At 54.3% G+C, this 15,899-nt stretch carries 16 protein-coding genes and 1 other annotated feature; of the genes, 11 read left to right on the top strand and 5 right to left on the bottom strand.

Features of this window, described 5'->3' with window-relative positions; all coding sequences use genetic code 11:
• Nucleotides 1-74 precede the first annotated feature (74 nt).
• Entirely contained in the window at nucleotides 75-1,742 is a 1,668-nt protein-coding gene (gene ettA, locus CKO_RS14545) for an energy-dependent translational throttle protein EttA (RefSeq protein WP_024130727.1), read from the bottom strand.
• 214 nt (nucleotides 1,743-1,956) lie between these two features.
• On the opposite strand from ettA, the gene sltY reads away from it, so the two are divergent.
• The gene (sltY, locus tag CKO_RS14540; RefSeq protein WP_012134178.1) at nucleotides 1,957-3,894 is read left to right on the top strand and encodes a murein transglycosylase; all 1,938 of its coding nucleotides are present in this window, start codon (nucleotides 1,957-1,959) and stop codon (nucleotides 3,892-3,894) included.
• 90 nt (nucleotides 3,895-3,984) lie between these two features.
• The gene (gene trpR / locus CKO_RS14535) at nucleotides 3,985-4,314 is read left to right on the top strand and encodes a trp operon repressor (RefSeq protein ID WP_024130726.1); all 330 of its coding nucleotides are present in this window, start codon (nucleotides 3,985-3,987) and stop codon (nucleotides 4,312-4,314) included.
• Between the two features lie 191 nt (nucleotides 4,315-4,505).
• On the opposite strand, the gene yjjX is transcribed toward trpR, so the two are convergent.
• On the bottom strand, nucleotides 4,506-5,021 hold the full coding sequence (gene yjjX, locus CKO_RS14530; protein ID WP_012134176.1) for an inosine/xanthosine triphosphatase: 516 nt from the start codon (nucleotides 5,019-5,021) through the stop codon (nucleotides 4,506-4,508).
• Nucleotides 5,022-5,072: 51 nt separating this feature from the next.
• Between yjjX and gpmB the strand changes: the two genes are divergently transcribed.
• Nucleotides 5,073-5,720, top strand: coding sequence for a 2,3-diphosphoglycerate-dependent phosphoglycerate mutase GpmB (gpmB, locus tag CKO_RS14525; RefSeq protein ID WP_012134175.1), 648 nt, complete (start codon nucleotides 5,073-5,075; stop codon nucleotides 5,718-5,720).
• Here the strand turns inward: gpmB and robA are convergent.
• Nucleotides 5,717-6,586, bottom strand: coding sequence for an MDR efflux pump AcrAB transcriptional activator RobA (gene robA, locus CKO_RS14520; protein WP_012134174.1), 870 nt, complete (start codon nucleotides 6,584-6,586; stop codon nucleotides 5,717-5,719). The two genes, gpmB and robA, sit on opposite strands and share 4 nt — an antisense overlap.
• 211 nt (nucleotides 6,587-6,797) lie before the next feature.
• Between robA and creA the strand changes: the two genes are divergently transcribed.
• Complete coding sequence (gene creA, locus CKO_RS14515; protein WP_024130725.1) at nucleotides 6,798-7,268, top strand: protein CreA; 471 nt, start codon at nucleotides 6,798-6,800, stop codon at nucleotides 7,266-7,268.
• A 108-nt stretch (nucleotides 7,269-7,376) separates the two neighbouring features.
• Here creA and arcA read toward each other — a convergent pair whose 3' ends face one another.
• The gene (arcA, locus tag CKO_RS14510; protein ID WP_001194359.1) at nucleotides 7,377-8,093 is read right to left on the bottom strand and encodes a two-component system response regulator ArcA; all 717 of its coding nucleotides are present in this window, start codon (nucleotides 8,091-8,093) and stop codon (nucleotides 7,377-7,379) included.
• Nucleotides 8,094-8,188: 95 nt separating this feature from the next.
• Between arcA and yjjY the strand changes: the two genes are divergently transcribed.
• The 7 genes from yjjY (at nucleotide 8,189) to CKO_RS14475 (ending at nucleotide 14,985) form a co-directional block, all read left to right on the top strand.
• Entirely contained in the window at nucleotides 8,189-8,329 is a 141-nt protein-coding gene (yjjY, locus tag CKO_RS23060; RefSeq protein ID WP_001541509.1) for a YjjY family protein, read from the top strand.
• A 398-nt stretch (nucleotides 8,330-8,727) separates the two neighbouring features.
• Nucleotides 8,728-9,414 carry a tRNA/rRNA methyltransferase gene (locus CKO_RS14500; RefSeq protein WP_012134171.1) on the top strand — a complete coding sequence of 229 codons (687 nt, stop codon included), beginning with the start codon at nucleotides 8,728-8,730 and terminating at the stop codon, nucleotides 9,412-9,414.
• Nucleotides 9,415-9,626: 212 nt separating this feature from the next.
• Nucleotides 9,627-9,692, top strand: a complete 66-nt coding sequence (gene thrL / locus CKO_RS22595; protein ID WP_060815970.1) for a thr operon leader peptide — start codon at nucleotides 9,627-9,629, stop codon at nucleotides 9,690-9,692.
• Nucleotides 9,628-9,748: a sequence feature (Thr leader region), on the top strand. It overlaps the preceding gene by 65 nt.
• Before the next feature lie 25 nt (nucleotides 9,749-9,773).
• On the top strand, nucleotides 9,774-12,236 hold the full coding sequence (gene thrA, locus CKO_RS14490; RefSeq protein WP_012134170.1) for a bifunctional aspartate kinase/homoserine dehydrogenase I: 2,463 nt from the start codon (nucleotides 9,774-9,776) through the stop codon (nucleotides 12,234-12,236).
• A 1-nt stretch (nucleotide 12,237) separates the two neighbouring features.
• The gene (gene thrB, locus CKO_RS14485; protein WP_012134169.1) at nucleotides 12,238-13,167 is read left to right on the top strand and encodes a homoserine kinase; all 930 of its coding nucleotides are present in this window, start codon (nucleotides 12,238-12,240) and stop codon (nucleotides 13,165-13,167) included.
• Between the two features lie 3 nt (nucleotides 13,168-13,170).
• Nucleotides 13,171-14,457: a threonine synthase gene (gene thrC, locus CKO_RS14480; protein ID WP_012134168.1), complete on the top strand. Its 1,287-nt coding sequence runs from the start codon at nucleotides 13,171-13,173 to the stop codon at nucleotides 14,455-14,457.
• 237 nt (nucleotides 14,458-14,694) lie between these two features.
• Nucleotides 14,695-14,985 carry a DUF2502 domain-containing protein gene (locus tag CKO_RS14475; RefSeq protein WP_012134167.1) on the top strand — a complete coding sequence of 97 codons (291 nt, stop codon included), beginning with the start codon at nucleotides 14,695-14,697 and terminating at the stop codon, nucleotides 14,983-14,985.
• A 98-nt stretch (nucleotides 14,986-15,083) separates the two neighbouring features.
• Here CKO_RS14475 and yaaA read toward each other — a convergent pair whose 3' ends face one another.
• Complete coding sequence (gene yaaA, locus CKO_RS14470; RefSeq protein WP_012134165.1) at nucleotides 15,084-15,860, bottom strand: peroxide stress protein YaaA; 777 nt, start codon at nucleotides 15,858-15,860, stop codon at nucleotides 15,084-15,086.
• Nucleotides 15,861-15,899 lie beyond the last annotated feature (39 nt).

Below are 15,899 nucleotides of genomic sequence, written 5' to 3'. Positions count from 1 at the left end.
ATGGCGGCCTACAAGGTGTAGGCCGGATAAGTCTGTAGGCCGGATAAGCGTAGCGCCATCCGGCATCTGATACATTACTTGGCGATACGTTTGTACTTGATACGCTTCGGCTCCAGCGCGTCGGCGCCCAGCGTGCGTTTCTTATACTCTTCGTACTCGGTGAAGTTACCTTCGAAGAACTCCACCTTGCCTTCATCCTGGTAATCCAGAATGTGCGTGGCGATACGGTCGAGGAACCAACGGTCGTGCGAGATAACCATTGCACAGCCTGGGAACTCCAGCAGGGCGTTTTCCAGCGCGCGCAGGGTTTCGATATCCAGGTCGTTGGTCGGTTCATCGAGCAGCAGCATATTGCCGCCAACCTGCAACAGCTTCGCCAGATGCAGACGACCGCGCTCACCGCCGGACAGTTCGCCCACGCGTTTACCTTGATCGACGCCTTTGAAGTTAAAGCGGCCCACATAGGCGCGGCTTGGCATTTCGGTGTTGCCGATCTTCATGATATCCAGCCCGCCGGAAACTTCTTCCCACACGGTTTTGCTGTTATCCATCGCGTCACGGAACTGGTCAACGGAAGCCAGTTTTACGGTTTCCCCCAGCGTGATGGTGCCGCTATCCGGCTGTTCCTGACCGGACATCATGCGGAACAGGGTGGATTTACCCGCGCCGTTCGGACCGATGATGCCGACAATCGCGCCTTTCGGTACTGAGAAGCTGAGATCGTCGATCAGCAGGCGATCGCCGTAGGATTTACGCAGGTTGCTGACTTCAACGACCTTGTCGCCCAGACGTGGTCCAGGTGGAATAAACAGTTCGTTGGTTTCGTTACGTTTCTGGTATTCGGTGCTGTTCAGCTCTTCAAAGCGCGCCAGACGGGCTTTGCCTTTAGACTGACGGCCTTTAGTACCCTGACGCACCCACTCCAGCTCTTTCTCAATGGATTTACGGCGGGCCGCTTCCTGAGAGGCTTCCTGCGCCAGACGCTGATCTTTCTGTTCCAGCCAGGAGGAGTAGTTGCCTTCCCACGGGATCCCTTCGCCACGGTCAAGTTCGAGGATCCAGCCCGCCACGTTGTCGAGGAAGTAACGGTCGTGGGTAATCGCCACAACGGTGCCTTCGAAGTCGTGCAGGAAGCGTTCCAGCCACGCGACGGACTCCGCATCCAGGTGGTTGGTCGGTTCGTCGAGCAGCAGCATGTCCGGTTTTTCCAGCAGCAGACGGCACAGCGCGACGCGGCGGCGCTCACCACCGGAAAGATTCGCGATTTTGGCATCCCAGTCCGGCAGACGCAGGGCGTCAGCGGCGCGCTCCAGCTGTACGTTCAGGTTGTGGCCGTCATGCGCCTGGATGATCTCTTCCAGCTTGCCCTGTTCGGCGGCCAGCTTGTCAAAGTCCGCATCTGGATCGGCGTACAGCGCGTACACTTCATCCAGACGTTTCAGGGCGCCGACCACTTCAGCCACCGCCTCTTCGATCGATTCGCGAACGGTATGTTCAGGGGTGAGCTGAGGTTCCTGCGGCAGGTAGCCAATTTTGATGCCTGGCTGTGGGCGAGCTTCGCCCTCAATATCTGTATCGATGCCAGCCATAATGCGCAGCAGGGTAGACTTACCGGCGCCGTTCAGACCCAGTACGCCGATTTTCGCCCCAGGGAAGAAGCTCAGCGAGATGTTTTTCAAAATATGACGTTTCGGCGGAACCACTTTGCCGACACGATGCATGGTATAAACGAATTGAGCCACGTTGGACTTCGCCTCTATAGGTTTATCGTGATGAAGAATAATTTTCAAAGGCGAAGTGTAGCCTTTTTCCCGGGCTAATCCCAGCCAGCAACTCTCACTCGCAATAAAAGTAAAAAAGTGTCCGTAACGTGGCGCATTTAGCAATGTCTGGTTAGCATAAATTCATTACGCGGCATGATGCTGCATTGATGTATCACGACAAGAGGAAGAGCTTGTGGACAAAGCCAAACCATTTACCTGGCGTCTTATCGCCGCCAGCGTATGTCTGCTGACGGTAAGTCAGGCGGCGCGAGCGGATTCTCTGGATGAGCAGCGCAATCGCTATGCGCAAATCAAACAGGCCTGGGATAACCGACAGATGGATGTCGTTGAGCAGATGATGCCTGGCCTGAAGAATTACCCGCTGTATCCCTATCTTGAGTATCGCCAGATCACCGACGATCTGATGAACCAGCCTGCGGTCACCGTCACCCAGTTTGTGCGCGCCAACCCTACGCTTCCTCCTGCGCGTACGCTGCAATCGCGTTTCGTTAATGAGCTGGCGCGTCGCGAAGACTGGCGTGGACTGCTAGCGTTCAGCCCCGAGAAGCCGGGCACCACCGAAGCGCAATGTAATTACTACTACGCGAAATGGAATACCGGGCAGACGGAAGAGGCCTGGCAGGGGGCGAAAGCGCTTTGGCTGACCGGGAAAAGCCAGCCGAACGCCTGTGACAAACTGTTCAGCGTCTGGCGCGCTTCCGGCACCCAGGACCCGCTGGCCTGGCTGGAGCGCATCCGCCTGGCGATGAAAGCAGGCAACACGGGGCTGGTAACGGTGCTGGCCGGGCAGATGCCTGCGCAGTACCAGACCATTGCTTCGGCGATCATCGCGCTGGCGAACGATCCCAATAGCGTGATGACTTTTGCGCGTACGACCGGCGCGACCGATTTTACCCGCCAGATGGCGGCAGTGGCCTTTGCCAGCGTGGCGCGTCAGGACGCAGAGAATGCGCGTTTGATGATCCCGTCACTGGTGCAGGCCCAGCAGCTTAATGAGGAGCAAACTCAGGAACTGCGCGATATCGTCGCCTGGCGGCTGATGGGGAACGATGTGACCGATGCGCAGGCGAAGTGGCGCGATGATGCGATTATGCGCTCGCAATCCACCACGCTGGTGGAACGCCGCGTGCGGATGGCGCTGGGCACCGGCGATCGGCGTGGGCTGAATACCTGGCTTGCCCGACTGCCGATGGAAGCAAAGGAGAAGGATGAATGGCGCTACTGGCAGGCGGATTTGTTGCTTGAACGCGGGCGTGAGGCAGAGGCAAAAGAGATCCTCCATGCGCTGATGCAACAGCGTGGTTTCTACCCGATGGTCGCCGCGCAAAAGCTGGGTGAAGCGTATGTGCTGAAGATCGACAAAGCGCCGACGACAGTGGACGCTTCGCTTACGCAGGGCGCGGAAATGGCGCGAGTACGCGAACTGATGTACTGGAATCTGGATAATACGGCGCGCAGCGAGTGGGCGAATCTGGTCTCCAGCAGGACGAAGTCGGAGCAGGCGCAGCTGGCGCGTTATGCCTTCAATAACCACTGGTGGGATCTGAGCGTACAGGCGACGATCGCAGGGAAACTGTGGGATCATCTGGAAGAACGCTTCCCGCTGGCGTACAAGGATCTTTTCGCCCGTTACACCGGCGGCAAAGCGATCTCGCAAAGTTACGCTATGGCGATTGCGCGTCAGGAGAGCGCCTGGAATCCGAAAGTGAAATCCCCGGTAGGAGCCAGCGGTCTGATGCAAGTTATGCCGGGCACGGCGACGCATACGGTGAAAATGTTCTCAATACCGGGCTACAGCAGCCCCAGCCAGCTGCTTGACCCGGAGACGAACATCAACATTGGCACCAGTTACCTGCAATACGTTTATCAACAGTTTGGTAATAACCGTATTTTCTCTTCAGCGGCTTACAATGCCGGGCCGGGGCGCGTTCGTACCTGGCTTGGCAACAGCGCAGGGCGCATCGACGCCGTCGCGTTTGTTGAAAGTATTCCGTTCTCAGAAACGCGGGGCTACGTGAAGAACGTGCTGGCCTATGATGCCTACTATCGCTACTTCATGGGCGATAAACCAACGTTGATGAATGACGCAGAATGGCAGCGCCGTTACTGATCGCATCGGTTATGTTATGCTATCGTACTCGTTAAAGAGTACAATCGGGGGAGACAGATACGTTTCCCCCTGCAACGATGGCGACATTCTATGACTCAGCAATCACCCTATTCAGCAGCGATGGCAGAACAGCGTCACCAGGAGTGGTTACGCTTTGTTGAGCTGCTCAAGCACGCTTGTGCGGAAGACCTGCATCTTCCCTTACTCAATTTGATGTTGACGCCGGATGAGCGTGAGGCGCTGGGAACGCGCGTGCGTATCATTGAAGAGTTGTTACGCGGTGAAATGAGCCAGCGCGAGCTTAAAAATGAGCTGGGGGCGGGCATCGCCACCATTACGCGCGGTTCCAACAGCCTGAAGTCCGCACCGGTAGAGTTACGCCAGTGGCTGGAGCAGGTGTTGCTCAAGAGCGAAAGGTAATTTCGCCTGATGGCGCTACGCTTATCAGGCCTACGGGAATGACGGACGCTCACGCCTGATGGCGCTACGCTTATCAGGCCTACAGGAATGATGAACGTTCACGCCTGATGGCGCTACGCTTATCAGGCCTACAGGAATGGTGAACGTAGGCCGGATAAGGCGAAGCCGCCATCCGGCGTGGATCGCGAGCCCTACCGATACACCGCATTATGAAACGGGCTGAGCGCCAGAATCACCGCCTGGTGATAAACGCTGGAGCGGGTCAGTTTTCCGGCGGTAAACACCCCGATAGCCCCCTCTTTACGGCCAATCTCATCAATACCGGTATACTGCGACATCACCGGGCCGAGCGCTTCGCCCTGACGAACTTTTTCAAGGATAACCGCAGGAAGCGGCAGCGTTGCTGAGCGCGCCTCGCCTCGCTGGGCGGCATTCTCTATCACCACCCAACTGAACGTACTGTCATCATCAATCCCCGCTTCGATAGCCACCCAAAAATCGGCCTGAGGACGCAGACAGCGCGCATTTTCTACCCGATTCCGTGCGCCAGCGCGCGTTTCCTGACTTCCAAAAGGTTGTTCCGGCACGCCGCTCTCGACGGAGACGGACTCAATATGGCAGGATCCTTCACCGAAAATCTCGTTAAATGCTTGCAGAATTGCCTGAATTTTAGCGGGATTGGTGGTTGCTGAGACAACATGGTGCATAATCAGAATTACTCAGAAATGAATGTCATCGCAGTATAACGGATAAAAAGCATGTTACAGGTATACCTTGTTCGCCACGGTGAAACGCAGTGGAACGCCGAGCGACGTATTCAAGGCCAGTCTGACAGTCCGCTGACCGCTAAAGGTGAGCAACAAGCTATGCAAGTGGGAGAACGCGCCAGAACGCTCGGCATCACCCATATCGTCAGTAGCGATCTCGGTCGCACCCGCCGCACGGCTGAAATCATCGCCCAGGCATGCGGTTGCGATATCACCTTCGACGCCCGCCTGCGTGAGCTGGACATGGGCGTGCTGGAAAAACGACACATCGACACCCTCACCGAAGAAGAAGAGAACTGGCGTCGCCAGTTAGTGAATGGCACGGTTGACGGGCGCATTCCTGATGGCGAATCCATGCAGGAACTGAGCGATCGCGTCAATGCCGCTCTCGCGTCCTGTCTGGAACTGCCGCAGGGCAGCCGCCCGCTGCTGGTCAGTCACGGTATCGCGCTGGGTTGCCTGGTCAGCACCATTCTGGGATTACCAGCCTGGGCGGAGCGTAGGTTACGTCTGCGTAACTGCTCTATTTCCCGCGTCGATTATCAGGAAAGTTTGTGGCTGGCGCCTGGTTGGGTCGTTGAAACGGCAGGGGACGTCTCGCATCTCGATGCCCCTGCGTTAGATGAGCTACAGCGTTAACGGCGAACGGGGATCAGGAATTCGCAACGCAGGTTAATAGGGCGACCACCTGTTTTGGCATCTTCTGCCGGGTAGTATCGCTCTATATCCTGCCCTTTACGGCGGGTCAGGTTCAGCATCGGCATACAGGTGCCGTATACCGTCAGGATAAACTCCTGTACCCCGGTTCCTAAACCTTCGTAGGTGAACATCACATATTCGCCGCCTTGTAGGGTAACAGGCTGCGCTGACGGCACATACCCGTTGGCATGTTCTTGCGGTAGCGCGGTGGTGTAGAACACCTCCTGTTCGTCATCTTTCTCCAGGCTGGGGCGCGTTTCGTTAAGGCCGTAGAGCAGCGGAGGAATCGTTGGCGCCTGGCTGAGAAAGTCTTGCCAGAACTGTACGCGCATTTCGTGTCGAAAATCGGAGATTTGCTCCAGCGAACAGGAATAGCTCTGGGTGGTGCCGAGCAGTTGCGTATCTTCCAGGGTGACAAACTGATGCTCAGGCATGGCGAACTCACCCAGACGCATCGGCGGACGAATGCCAAAGGCGCTCCATTCTGGAGAGCGGCGATATAACGCCGGCGTCTGAGAGAACTGCTTTTTAAACGCGCGGGTAAAGGTTTGCTGAGAATCGAAGCGGTACTGCAACGCGATATCCAGAATCGGACGCGCCGTCAGGCGCAGGGCCACGGCGGATTTAGATAAGCGGCGAGCGCGGATGTAAGCGCCAATAGCATGGCCCGTCACGTCCTTAAACATTCTTTGCAGGTGCCACTTGGAATAACCTGCTTTTGCCGCCACATTGTCAAGCGACAGAGGCTGATCCAGATGGCCTTCCAGCCAGGTTAAGAGGTCGCGAATAATGCCAGCCTGATCCATAAAATATCCTCATCCTTTCCACAACGAGCACCTGACATCAGGTAAGTGGATAATAGCATTTTTTGCTGTTTTAGCATTCGGTGTTTTTTTTGCTCATCTGTGCTTTTTTGGGGCACACTAAAGCATGATTATTCTAATCCTGTGATCTGTAAACAGTTTATCCAGACGTGTCGAATAATTGCGCAGTGTAACTTTTATGAATGGTAACAATATGAAATACAAGAGCTTAATACTTTCCTCAATTCTGTTGATGCTGGGGCAGTTTGCGCATGCAGAACAGGTGGGTTCCGTCGATACCGTATTTAAAATGTTTGGGCCTGACCATAAAATCGTCGTCGAAGCGTTTGACGATCCCGACGTCAAAAATGTGACGTGCTATGTAAGTCGGGCGAAAACGGGGGGGATTAAAGGCGGTCTGGGACTGGCCGAAGATACCTCCGACGCGGCGATCTCCTGTCAGCAGGTAGGGCCGATTGAGCTGAGCGATAAAATTAAGAACGGGAAAGCGCAAGGGGATGTCGTTTTCCAGAAGCGCACGTCGCTGGTGTTTAAAAAATTACAGGTCGTGCGTTTTTATGATGCCAAACGCAATACGCTGGCGTATCTGGCCTATTCTGACAAGGTCGTTGAAGGGTCGCCAAAAAATGCCATAAGCGCGGTGCCCGTTATGCCGTGGCGGTAACGTTCCTGACGCGTCTCTGGAAGTGATTCCCGTTCAGGCCGGATAAGCCATTGACAGACAATAAAAAACGGCGCGTTTTGCGCCGTTTTTGCTGCCGGTGGTAACCGATTAGTCCTGTAGATCACCGCAGAAACGGTAACCTTCACCGTGAATGGTCGCGATGATTTCCGGGGTATCCGGCGTGGATTCGAAATGCTTACGAATACGACGGATAGTCACGTCAACAGTACGGTCATGCGGCTTCAGCTCGCGACCGGTCATTTTCTTCAGCAGTTCTGCACGAGACTGGATCTTGCCCGGGTTCTCGCAGAAGTGAAGCATGGCGCGGAATTCGCTGCGTGGCAGTTTGTACTGCTCACCATCTGGGCCGATCAAAGAACGGCTGTTGATGTCGAGTTCCCAACCGTTGAACTTGTAGCTTTCGACGCTACGGCGCTCTTCACTGACCGTACCCAGATTCATGGTACGGGACAGCAGGTTGCGCGCACGGATAGTCAGTTCGCGTGGGTTAAACGGCTTGGTGATGTAATCGTCTGCGCCGATTTCGAGGCCGAGGATTTTATCGACTTCGTTATCGCGGCCAGTCAGGAACATCAACGCAACGTTAGCCTGTTCGCGCAGTTCACGCGCTAACAGAAGACCGTTTTTCCCTGGCAGGTTGATATCCATGATCACCAGGTTGATGTCATATTCAGAGAGGATCTGATGCATTTCCGCGCCATCTGTCGCTTCGAATACATCATAGCCTTCCGCTTCGAAAATACTTTTCAACGTGTTGCGTGTTACCAACTCGTCTTCAACGATAAGAATGTGCGGGGTCTGCATGTTTGCTACCTAAATTGCCAACTAAATCGAAACAGGAAGTACAAAAGTCCCTGACCTGCCTGATGCATGTCGCAAATTAACATGATCGGCGTAACATGACTAAAGTACGTAATTGCGTTCTTGATGCACTTTCCATCAACGTCAACAACATCATTAGCTTGGTCGTGGGTACTTTCCCTTTGGACCCGACAGTGTCAAAAACGGCTGTCATCCTAACCATTTTAACAGCAACATAACAGGCTAAGACGTACCGGACACCCAATAAAACTACGCTTCGTTGACATATATCAAGTTCAATTGTAGCACGTTAACAGTTTGATGAAATCATCGTATCCAAATGCTAGCGTTCATCACAAATTTGCAATAATCCAACTAGTTGCGCATGCCAACTAATAAATGTAATGAATCCAATAGGTGTGATTCATTCTAAATTAAATTATCCTAAATAAACAGAAGGATATGTAGTATTTCTTAACATAAAACGCAATAGTAAAGATAAGAAATAGTTTAGTGCCTTTTACTGAATGTGAAATGGTTTTTCAATGATTTTCGTTAAAAAATTGTAAATTCGTGCTGCGTAATATGTTGACATTGGTCACATTATTGCCAGCGGCTGGTCAAAAAGAGAATCGAAATGCGTGTAACAATTATTCTGGTCGCGCCTGCCAGAGCGGAAAATATTGGCGCGGCGGCACGGGCAATGAAGACGATGGGTTTTGGCGATATGCGTATTGTCGACAGCCAGGCGCACCTGGAGCCGGCGACCCGTTGGGTCGCACATGGTTCCGCTGATATTATTGATAATATTAGTGTTTATCCAACGCTGGCGGAAGCGCTGCACGATGTTGATTTCACTGTCGCCACCACGGCCCGCAGTCGCGCGAAGTTCCACTACTACGCAACGCCCGCAGAACTGCTGCCGCTGTTACAGGAAAAATCGCAGTGGATGAACCATGCGGCGCTGGTTTTTGGCCGGGAAGATTCGGGCCTGACGAATGAAGAACTGGCGCTGGCAGACGTTTTAACCGGCGTGCCAATGGTTGCTGATTATCCTTCACTCAATTTAGGGCAGGCGGTAATGGTGTATTGCTATCAATTAGCAGGCTTAATGCAACAACTGGCGAAACAAACAGAGGTGACTGACGCACCTCAATTGCAGGCGTTACGCACACGCGTTTCGCAGTTACTGGCGACGCTGGATGTTGCTGATGACATCAAACTGGCGGACTGGCTGCAACAACGACTGGGGCTGTCAGGGCAACGCGACACGGCCATGCTGCACCGTTTATTGCATGATATTGAGAAAAATATAACAAAATAAAATCTTGTTAAATTACTTAATGTAAGATTTTAAATCTGGTTTCAAGAGGTTGCTTCATTCCGTATTGGTTGAAAATAAATGCGCAAGCAGCAGCTCGTGAACATGTTGCGGAATGTGATCAAATTAAAAATTTATTGACTTAGGTCACGAGATACTTTAACCCTTTAAAGATACAAGACAGACAGATAATAATTACAGAGTACACAACATCCATGAATCGCATCAGCACCACCATTACCACAACCATCACCATTACCACAGGTAACGGTGCGGGCTGACGCGTACAGGAAACACAGAAAAAAGCCCGCACCTGAACAGTGCGGGCTTTTTTTTCGACCAAAGGTAACGAGGTAACAACCATGCGAGTGTTGAAGTTCGGCGGTACATCAGTGGCAAATGCAGAGCGCTTTCTGCGTGTTGCCGATATTCTGGAAAGCAATGCCAGGCAGGGGCAGGTAGCGACTGTTCTCTCTGCCCCCGCCAAAATTACTAACCATCTGGTGGCGATGATTGAAAAGACCATCAGCGGTCAGGATGCTTTACCGAATATCAGCGATGCCGAACGTATTTTTTCCGAACTTCTTACGGGTCTTGCAGCCGCTCAGCCGGGGTTCCCGCTGGCGCAGTTGAAAGTTTTCGTTGAACAAGAATTTGCGCAAATCAAACATATCCTGCACGGAATCAGCCTGCTGGGCCAGTGCCCGGATAGCATCAATGCTGCGCTGATCTGTCGTGGCGAGAAGATGTCGATCGCGATCATGGCTGGCCTGCTGGAAGCGCGCGGTCATGGCGTGACGGTTATCGATCCGGTCGAAAAATTATTGGCGGTCGGGCATTACCTCGAATCGACCGTTGATATCGCCGAATCTACGCGCCGTATCGCGGCGGGCCGCATTCCGGCTGACCACATGGTGCTGATGGCAGGTTTCACCGCCGGTAACGAAAAAGGCGAGCTGGTCGTGCTGGGCCGCAACGGTTCTGATTACTCCGCTGCGGTGTTGGCTGCCTGCTTACGCGCCGACTGTTGTGAGATCTGGACTGACGTTGACGGCGTGTATACCTGTGACCCGCGCCAGGTGCCGGACGCCAGGTTGCTGAAGTCGATGTCCTATCAGGAGGCGATGGAGCTTTCTTACTTCGGCGCCAAAGTCCTTCATCCTCGCACCATCACCCCCATTGCCCAGTTCCAAATCCCATGCCTGATTAAAAACACCGGAAACCCGCAGGCCCCTGGTACGCTGATCGGCGCCAGCGTGGATGAAGACGAACTGCCGGTGAAAGGGATCTCGAACCTGAACAATATGGCGATGTTCAGCGTTTCCGGCCCAGGAATGAAAGGGATGATCGGGATGGCGGCGCGCGTCTTCGCGGCAATGTCCCGCGCGGGGATCTCCGTGGTGCTGATCACGCAATCCTCTTCTGAATACAGCATCAGTTTCTGCGTACCGCAGGGCGACTGCGCGCGGGCCCAGCGTGCAATGCAGGATGAGTTCTACCTGGAACTGAAAGAAGGGTTGCTGGAACCGCTGGCGGTGACTGAACGTCTGGCGATCATCTCGGTGGTTGGCGACGGTATGCGCACGCTGCGCGGCATCTCGGCGAAGTTCTTTGCGGCGCTGGCGCGCGCGAATATCAATATTGTCGCGATTGCGCAGGGCTCGTCCGAACGATCGATTTCGGTGGTCGTGAATAACGATGACGTCACAACGGGCGTACGTGTTACCCACCAGATGCTGTTCAATACCGATCAGGTGATTGAAGTGTTCGTTATCGGCGTTGGCGGCGTTGGCGGCGCGTTACTTGAGCAGCTTAAACGTCAGCAGTCCTGGTTGAAAAACAAGCATATCGACCTGCGCGTCTGCGGCGTGGCGAATTCGAAAGCGCTGTTGACCAATGTGCATGGCCTGAACCTGGATAACTGGCAGGCGGAACTGGCGGAAGCGAAAGAACCGTTTAATTTAGGGCGCTTAATTCGCCTGGTGAAAGAGTACCACCTGCTTAACCCGGTCATTGTTGACTGTACCTCCAGCCAGGCGGTGGCGGATCAATACGCCGACTTCCTGCGTGAAGGCTTCCATGTGGTAACGCCGAACAAAAAAGCCAACACGTCGTCGATGGATTACTACCATCAACTGCGTTTTGCCGCGGCGAAATCCCGACGTAAGTTCCTGTACGACACCAACGTAGGCGCGGGCTTGCCGGTTATCGAGAACCTGCAAAACCTGCTGAACGCGGGTGACGAACTGCAACACTTCTCCGGCATCCTGTCTGGATCGCTCTCTTTTATTTTCGGCAAGCTGGATGAAGGCATGAGCCTTTCGGCCGCGACCACGATGGCGCGCGAGTTGGGCTATACCGAACCCGATCCGCGTGACGATCTTTCCGGGATGGATGTGGCGCGCAAATTGCTGATCCTCGCTCGTGAAACGGGACGTGAGCTGGAACTGTCCGATATCGTGATTGAGCCGGTGCTGCCGGAAGGTTTCGACGATTCCGGCGATGTCGCCACGTTTATGACCAATCTGTCGCAGCTTGACGACGAGTTTGCCGCCCGCGTGGCGAAAGCCCGTGATGAAGGCAAAGTATTGCGCTATGTTGGCAACATTGAAGACGACGGCGTGTGTCGCGTGAAGATCGCCGAGGTTGACGGCAACGATCCGCTGTTTAAAGTGAAAAACGGGGAGAACGCGCTGGCGTTTTACAGTCATTATTATCAACCGCTGCCGCTGGTTCTGCGCGGTTACGGTGCGGGGAACGATGTGACGGCGGCGGGTGTTTTTGCCGATCTGCTGCGTACCCTTTCATGGAAGTTAGGAGTCTAAAATGGTGAAAGTCTATGCTCCGGCTTCCAGTGCCAATATGAGCGTCGGATTTGATGTGCTTGGGGCGGCCGTCACGCCGGTTGATGGCTCACTGCTGGGCGATGTGGTCTCGGTGGATGCGGCAGAAAGCTTCACGCTGAATAATTTAGGGCGTTTTGCCGACAAGCTGCCGTCAGCGCCGCGTGAAAATATCGTTTATCAGTGCTGGGAGCGTTTTTGCCAGGAGTTGGGTAAACAGATACCGGTGGCGATGACGCTGGAAAAGAACATGCCGATTGGTTCCGGGTTAGGGTCCAGCGCCTGTTCCGTGGTCGCCGCGCTGGTGGCGATGAATGAGTTCTGTGGCAAACCGCTGAACGACACGCGTCTGCTGGCGATCATGGGGGAACTGGAAGGGCGTATCTCTGGCAGCATTCATTACGATAACGTCGCGCCGTGCTTTCTCGGCGGCATGCAGTTGATGATCGAAGAAAACGGCATTATCAGCCAGCAGGTGCCAGGATTTGATGAGTGGCTGTGGGTACTGGCCTATCCGGGGATTAACGTTTCGACGGCTGAAGCGCGGGCGATTTTACCCGCGCAGTATCGCCGTCAGGACTGTATCGCCCACGGGCGGCATCTGGCCGGGTTTATCCATGCCTGCTATTCCCGTCAGCCGCAGCTTGCTGCGAAGCTGATGAAGGATGTGATTGCCGAACCGTACCGCGCTCGTCTGCTGCCGGGCTTCAGCCAGGCACGTCAGGCGGTCGCGGAAATTGGCGCGCTGGCCAGCGGTATTTCCGGGTCCGGGCCGACGCTCTTCGCGCTCTGTGATAAGCCGGATACGGCGCAGCGTGTAGCAGACTGGCTGGGTAAAAATTACCTGCAAAATCAGGAAGGCTTTGTTCATATTTGTCAGCTGGATACGGCGGGCGCACGAGTACTGGGATAAACAATGAAACTCTACAATCTGAAAGATCATAATGAGCAGGTCAGCTTTGCGCAGGCCGTTACGCAGGGGCTTGGCAAGAATCAGGGGCTCTTTTTCCCGCACGACCTGCCGGAATTTAGCCTGACTGAAGTTGATGAGATGCTGAATCAGGACTTTGTGAGTCGTAGCGCAAAGATCCTTTCCGCGTTTATCGGGGATGAGATCCCGCAGGAAATCTTAGAAGAGCGCGTCCGCGAGGCATTCGCTTTTCCGGCGCCGGTGCGTCAGGTGGAAGGCGATGTCGGGTGCCTGGAGTTGTTCCACGGCCCGACGCTGGCCTTTAAGGATTTTGGCGGTCGCTTTATGGCGCAAATGCTGACGCACATCAGCGGCGACAAACCGGTGACTATCCTGACGGCGACCTCTGGCGATACCGGCGCGGCAGTTGCTCACGCATTCTACGGTCTGAAAAATGTACGCGTCGTGATCCTCTACCCACGCGGCAAGATCAGCCCGTTGCAGGAAAAACTGTTCTGTACGCTGGGCGGCAACATCGAAACGGTTGCGATTGACGGTGATTTCGATGCCTGCCAGGCGCTGGTAAAACAGGCGTTTGATGATGAAGAACTGAAGGCGGCGCTGGGGCTGAATTCGGCGAACTCCATCAACATCAGCCGTCTGCTGGCGCAGATTTGCTATTACTTTGAAGCGGTCGCTCAACTGCAGCAGGACGCGCGTAATCAGTTAGTGATCTCCGTGCCCAGCGGTAACTTTGGCGACCTGACGGCGGGGCTGCTGGCGAAGTCGCTCGGCCTGCCGGTGAAACGCTTTATCGCCGCCACTAACGTCAACGATACGGTGCCGCGCTTCCTGAAAGAGGGGCAGTGGTCGCCGAAAGCGACGCAGGCTACCTTGTCGAACGCGATGGATGTCAGCCAGCCCAATAACTGGCCGCGCGTGGAAGAGCTGTTCCGCCGTAAAATCTGGCGTCTGACGGAGCTGGGCTACGCTGCGGTTGACGATGAGACGACGCAGGAGACCATGCGCGAACTGAAAGCGGCAGGTTATACCTCTGAACCGCACGCTGCCGTGGCGTACCGCGCGCTGCGTGATCAACTGCACCCGGGGGAGTATGGCTTGTTCCTCGGGACTGCGCATCCGGCGAAATTCAAAGAGAGTGTGGAGGCGATTCTTGGTGAAACATTGGATCTGCCAAAAGAGCTGGCGGATCGTGCCGATCTGCCGCTGCTCTCGCATAATCTGCCTGCCGATTTTGCCGAATTGCGTAAGCTGATGATGACACGCGGCTAACGGTTGTGCCCGGTGGCGCTTCGGGGCTATTGTAGCTATTGTAGGCCGGATAAGGCGTTAGCCGCCATCCGGCTTTTTTATGGAGAAAATAAGGAGAAATTTAGCAGGTAAAAAGGAGTAATTCTCAATAAATGCGGTAACTTAGAGATTAGGATTGCAGAGAATAACAACCCGCGTTCTCATCAAGTAATCTCCTTTCATCGACCCAAATCGGGCAATGGTAAAAAGGAGTACCTCATGAACAAGTTGAAACCCGTGCTTCTTGCACTTTCCATGATGCTGGTGGCTCCCCTCGCAGCACAGGCTGCCGAAATTACTCTCGTACCGGCAGTTAAACTTCAGATTGGCGATCGCGATAACCACGGTAATTACTGGGATGGCGGTCACTGGCGCGACCACGGCTGGTGGCAGAAGCATTATGAGTGGCGAGAAAACCGCTGGCAGCCGCATGGACCACGTCCGCAACCGCATCATAATAAGCATGACGAGCATCGTCATGATGATCGCCGCGACGACCACCGCCATTAAGTACGCAAGCCTGATAAGCATAGCGCTATCAGGCAGTTATGCGATTTTAGCGCCGGATAGCGACAAAAGGCGTCTTATCCGGCCTGCGCTTCAGGGCATCAGTTTTGCTCGTGGCGTTTAAACACCAGCTCGCCTTTTCCTGACGCTTGCTCATCATAGAAATAGCCTTCGCTGTTAAATGCGGTGAGCTGTTCCGGCTTCGTCAGCCGGTTTTCAATGATGTAACGGCTCATCAGGCCGCGCGCTTTTTTGGCGTAGAAGCTGATAACTTTGAATTTGCCGTTTTTCTCATCAAGGAACACAGGCTTGATAATCTCCGCATTCAGCTGCTTCGGCTTCACGGATTTATAATATTCATCCGAGGCCAGGTTGATGACGATTTTATCGCCTTGCGCAGCCAGCGCTTCGTTCAGCTTATCGGTAATCACATCGCCCCAGAACTGATAAAGGTCTTTCCCTTTGGCGTTCTCAAGGCGAATGCCCATCTCCAGACGGTAAGGCTGCATCAGATCCAGCGGACGCAGGACGCCGTACAACCCGGAAAGCATACGCAAATGCTGCTGCGCGAAATCAAAATCGGCTTCGCTGAACGTTTCCGCCTGTAGTCCGGTATAGACGTCGCCTTTAAACGCCAGAATCGCCTGGCGGGCGTTTTCAGGGGAGAAGTCAGGCTGCCAGTCATGAAAACGGGTGGCATTCAGATCGGCCAGTTTGTCGCTAATGCCCATCAGCTTGCCAATCTGCGGCGCCGAGAGCTTGCGCGCCTCGTGGATCAACTGCTGTGAGTAATCCAGCAGTTCAGGCCGCGTATAGCGCGTCGTGACCAGCGGGCTTTGGTAATCGAGCGTTTTTGCAGGTGAAATCAGAATCAGCATATCCAGTCCTTGCAGGAGATTTACTGCGACTTTAGCAAA

It is taken from the genome of Citrobacter koseri ATCC BAA-895 (assembly GCF_000018045.1).
In the GTDB taxonomy this organism is placed as follows: domain Bacteria; phylum Pseudomonadota; class Gammaproteobacteria; order Enterobacterales; family Enterobacteriaceae; genus Citrobacter_B; species Citrobacter_B koseri.
The sequence above is the reverse complement of the archived record's forward strand: the minus strand, read 5'-3'. Positions and strand labels throughout refer to the sequence as shown.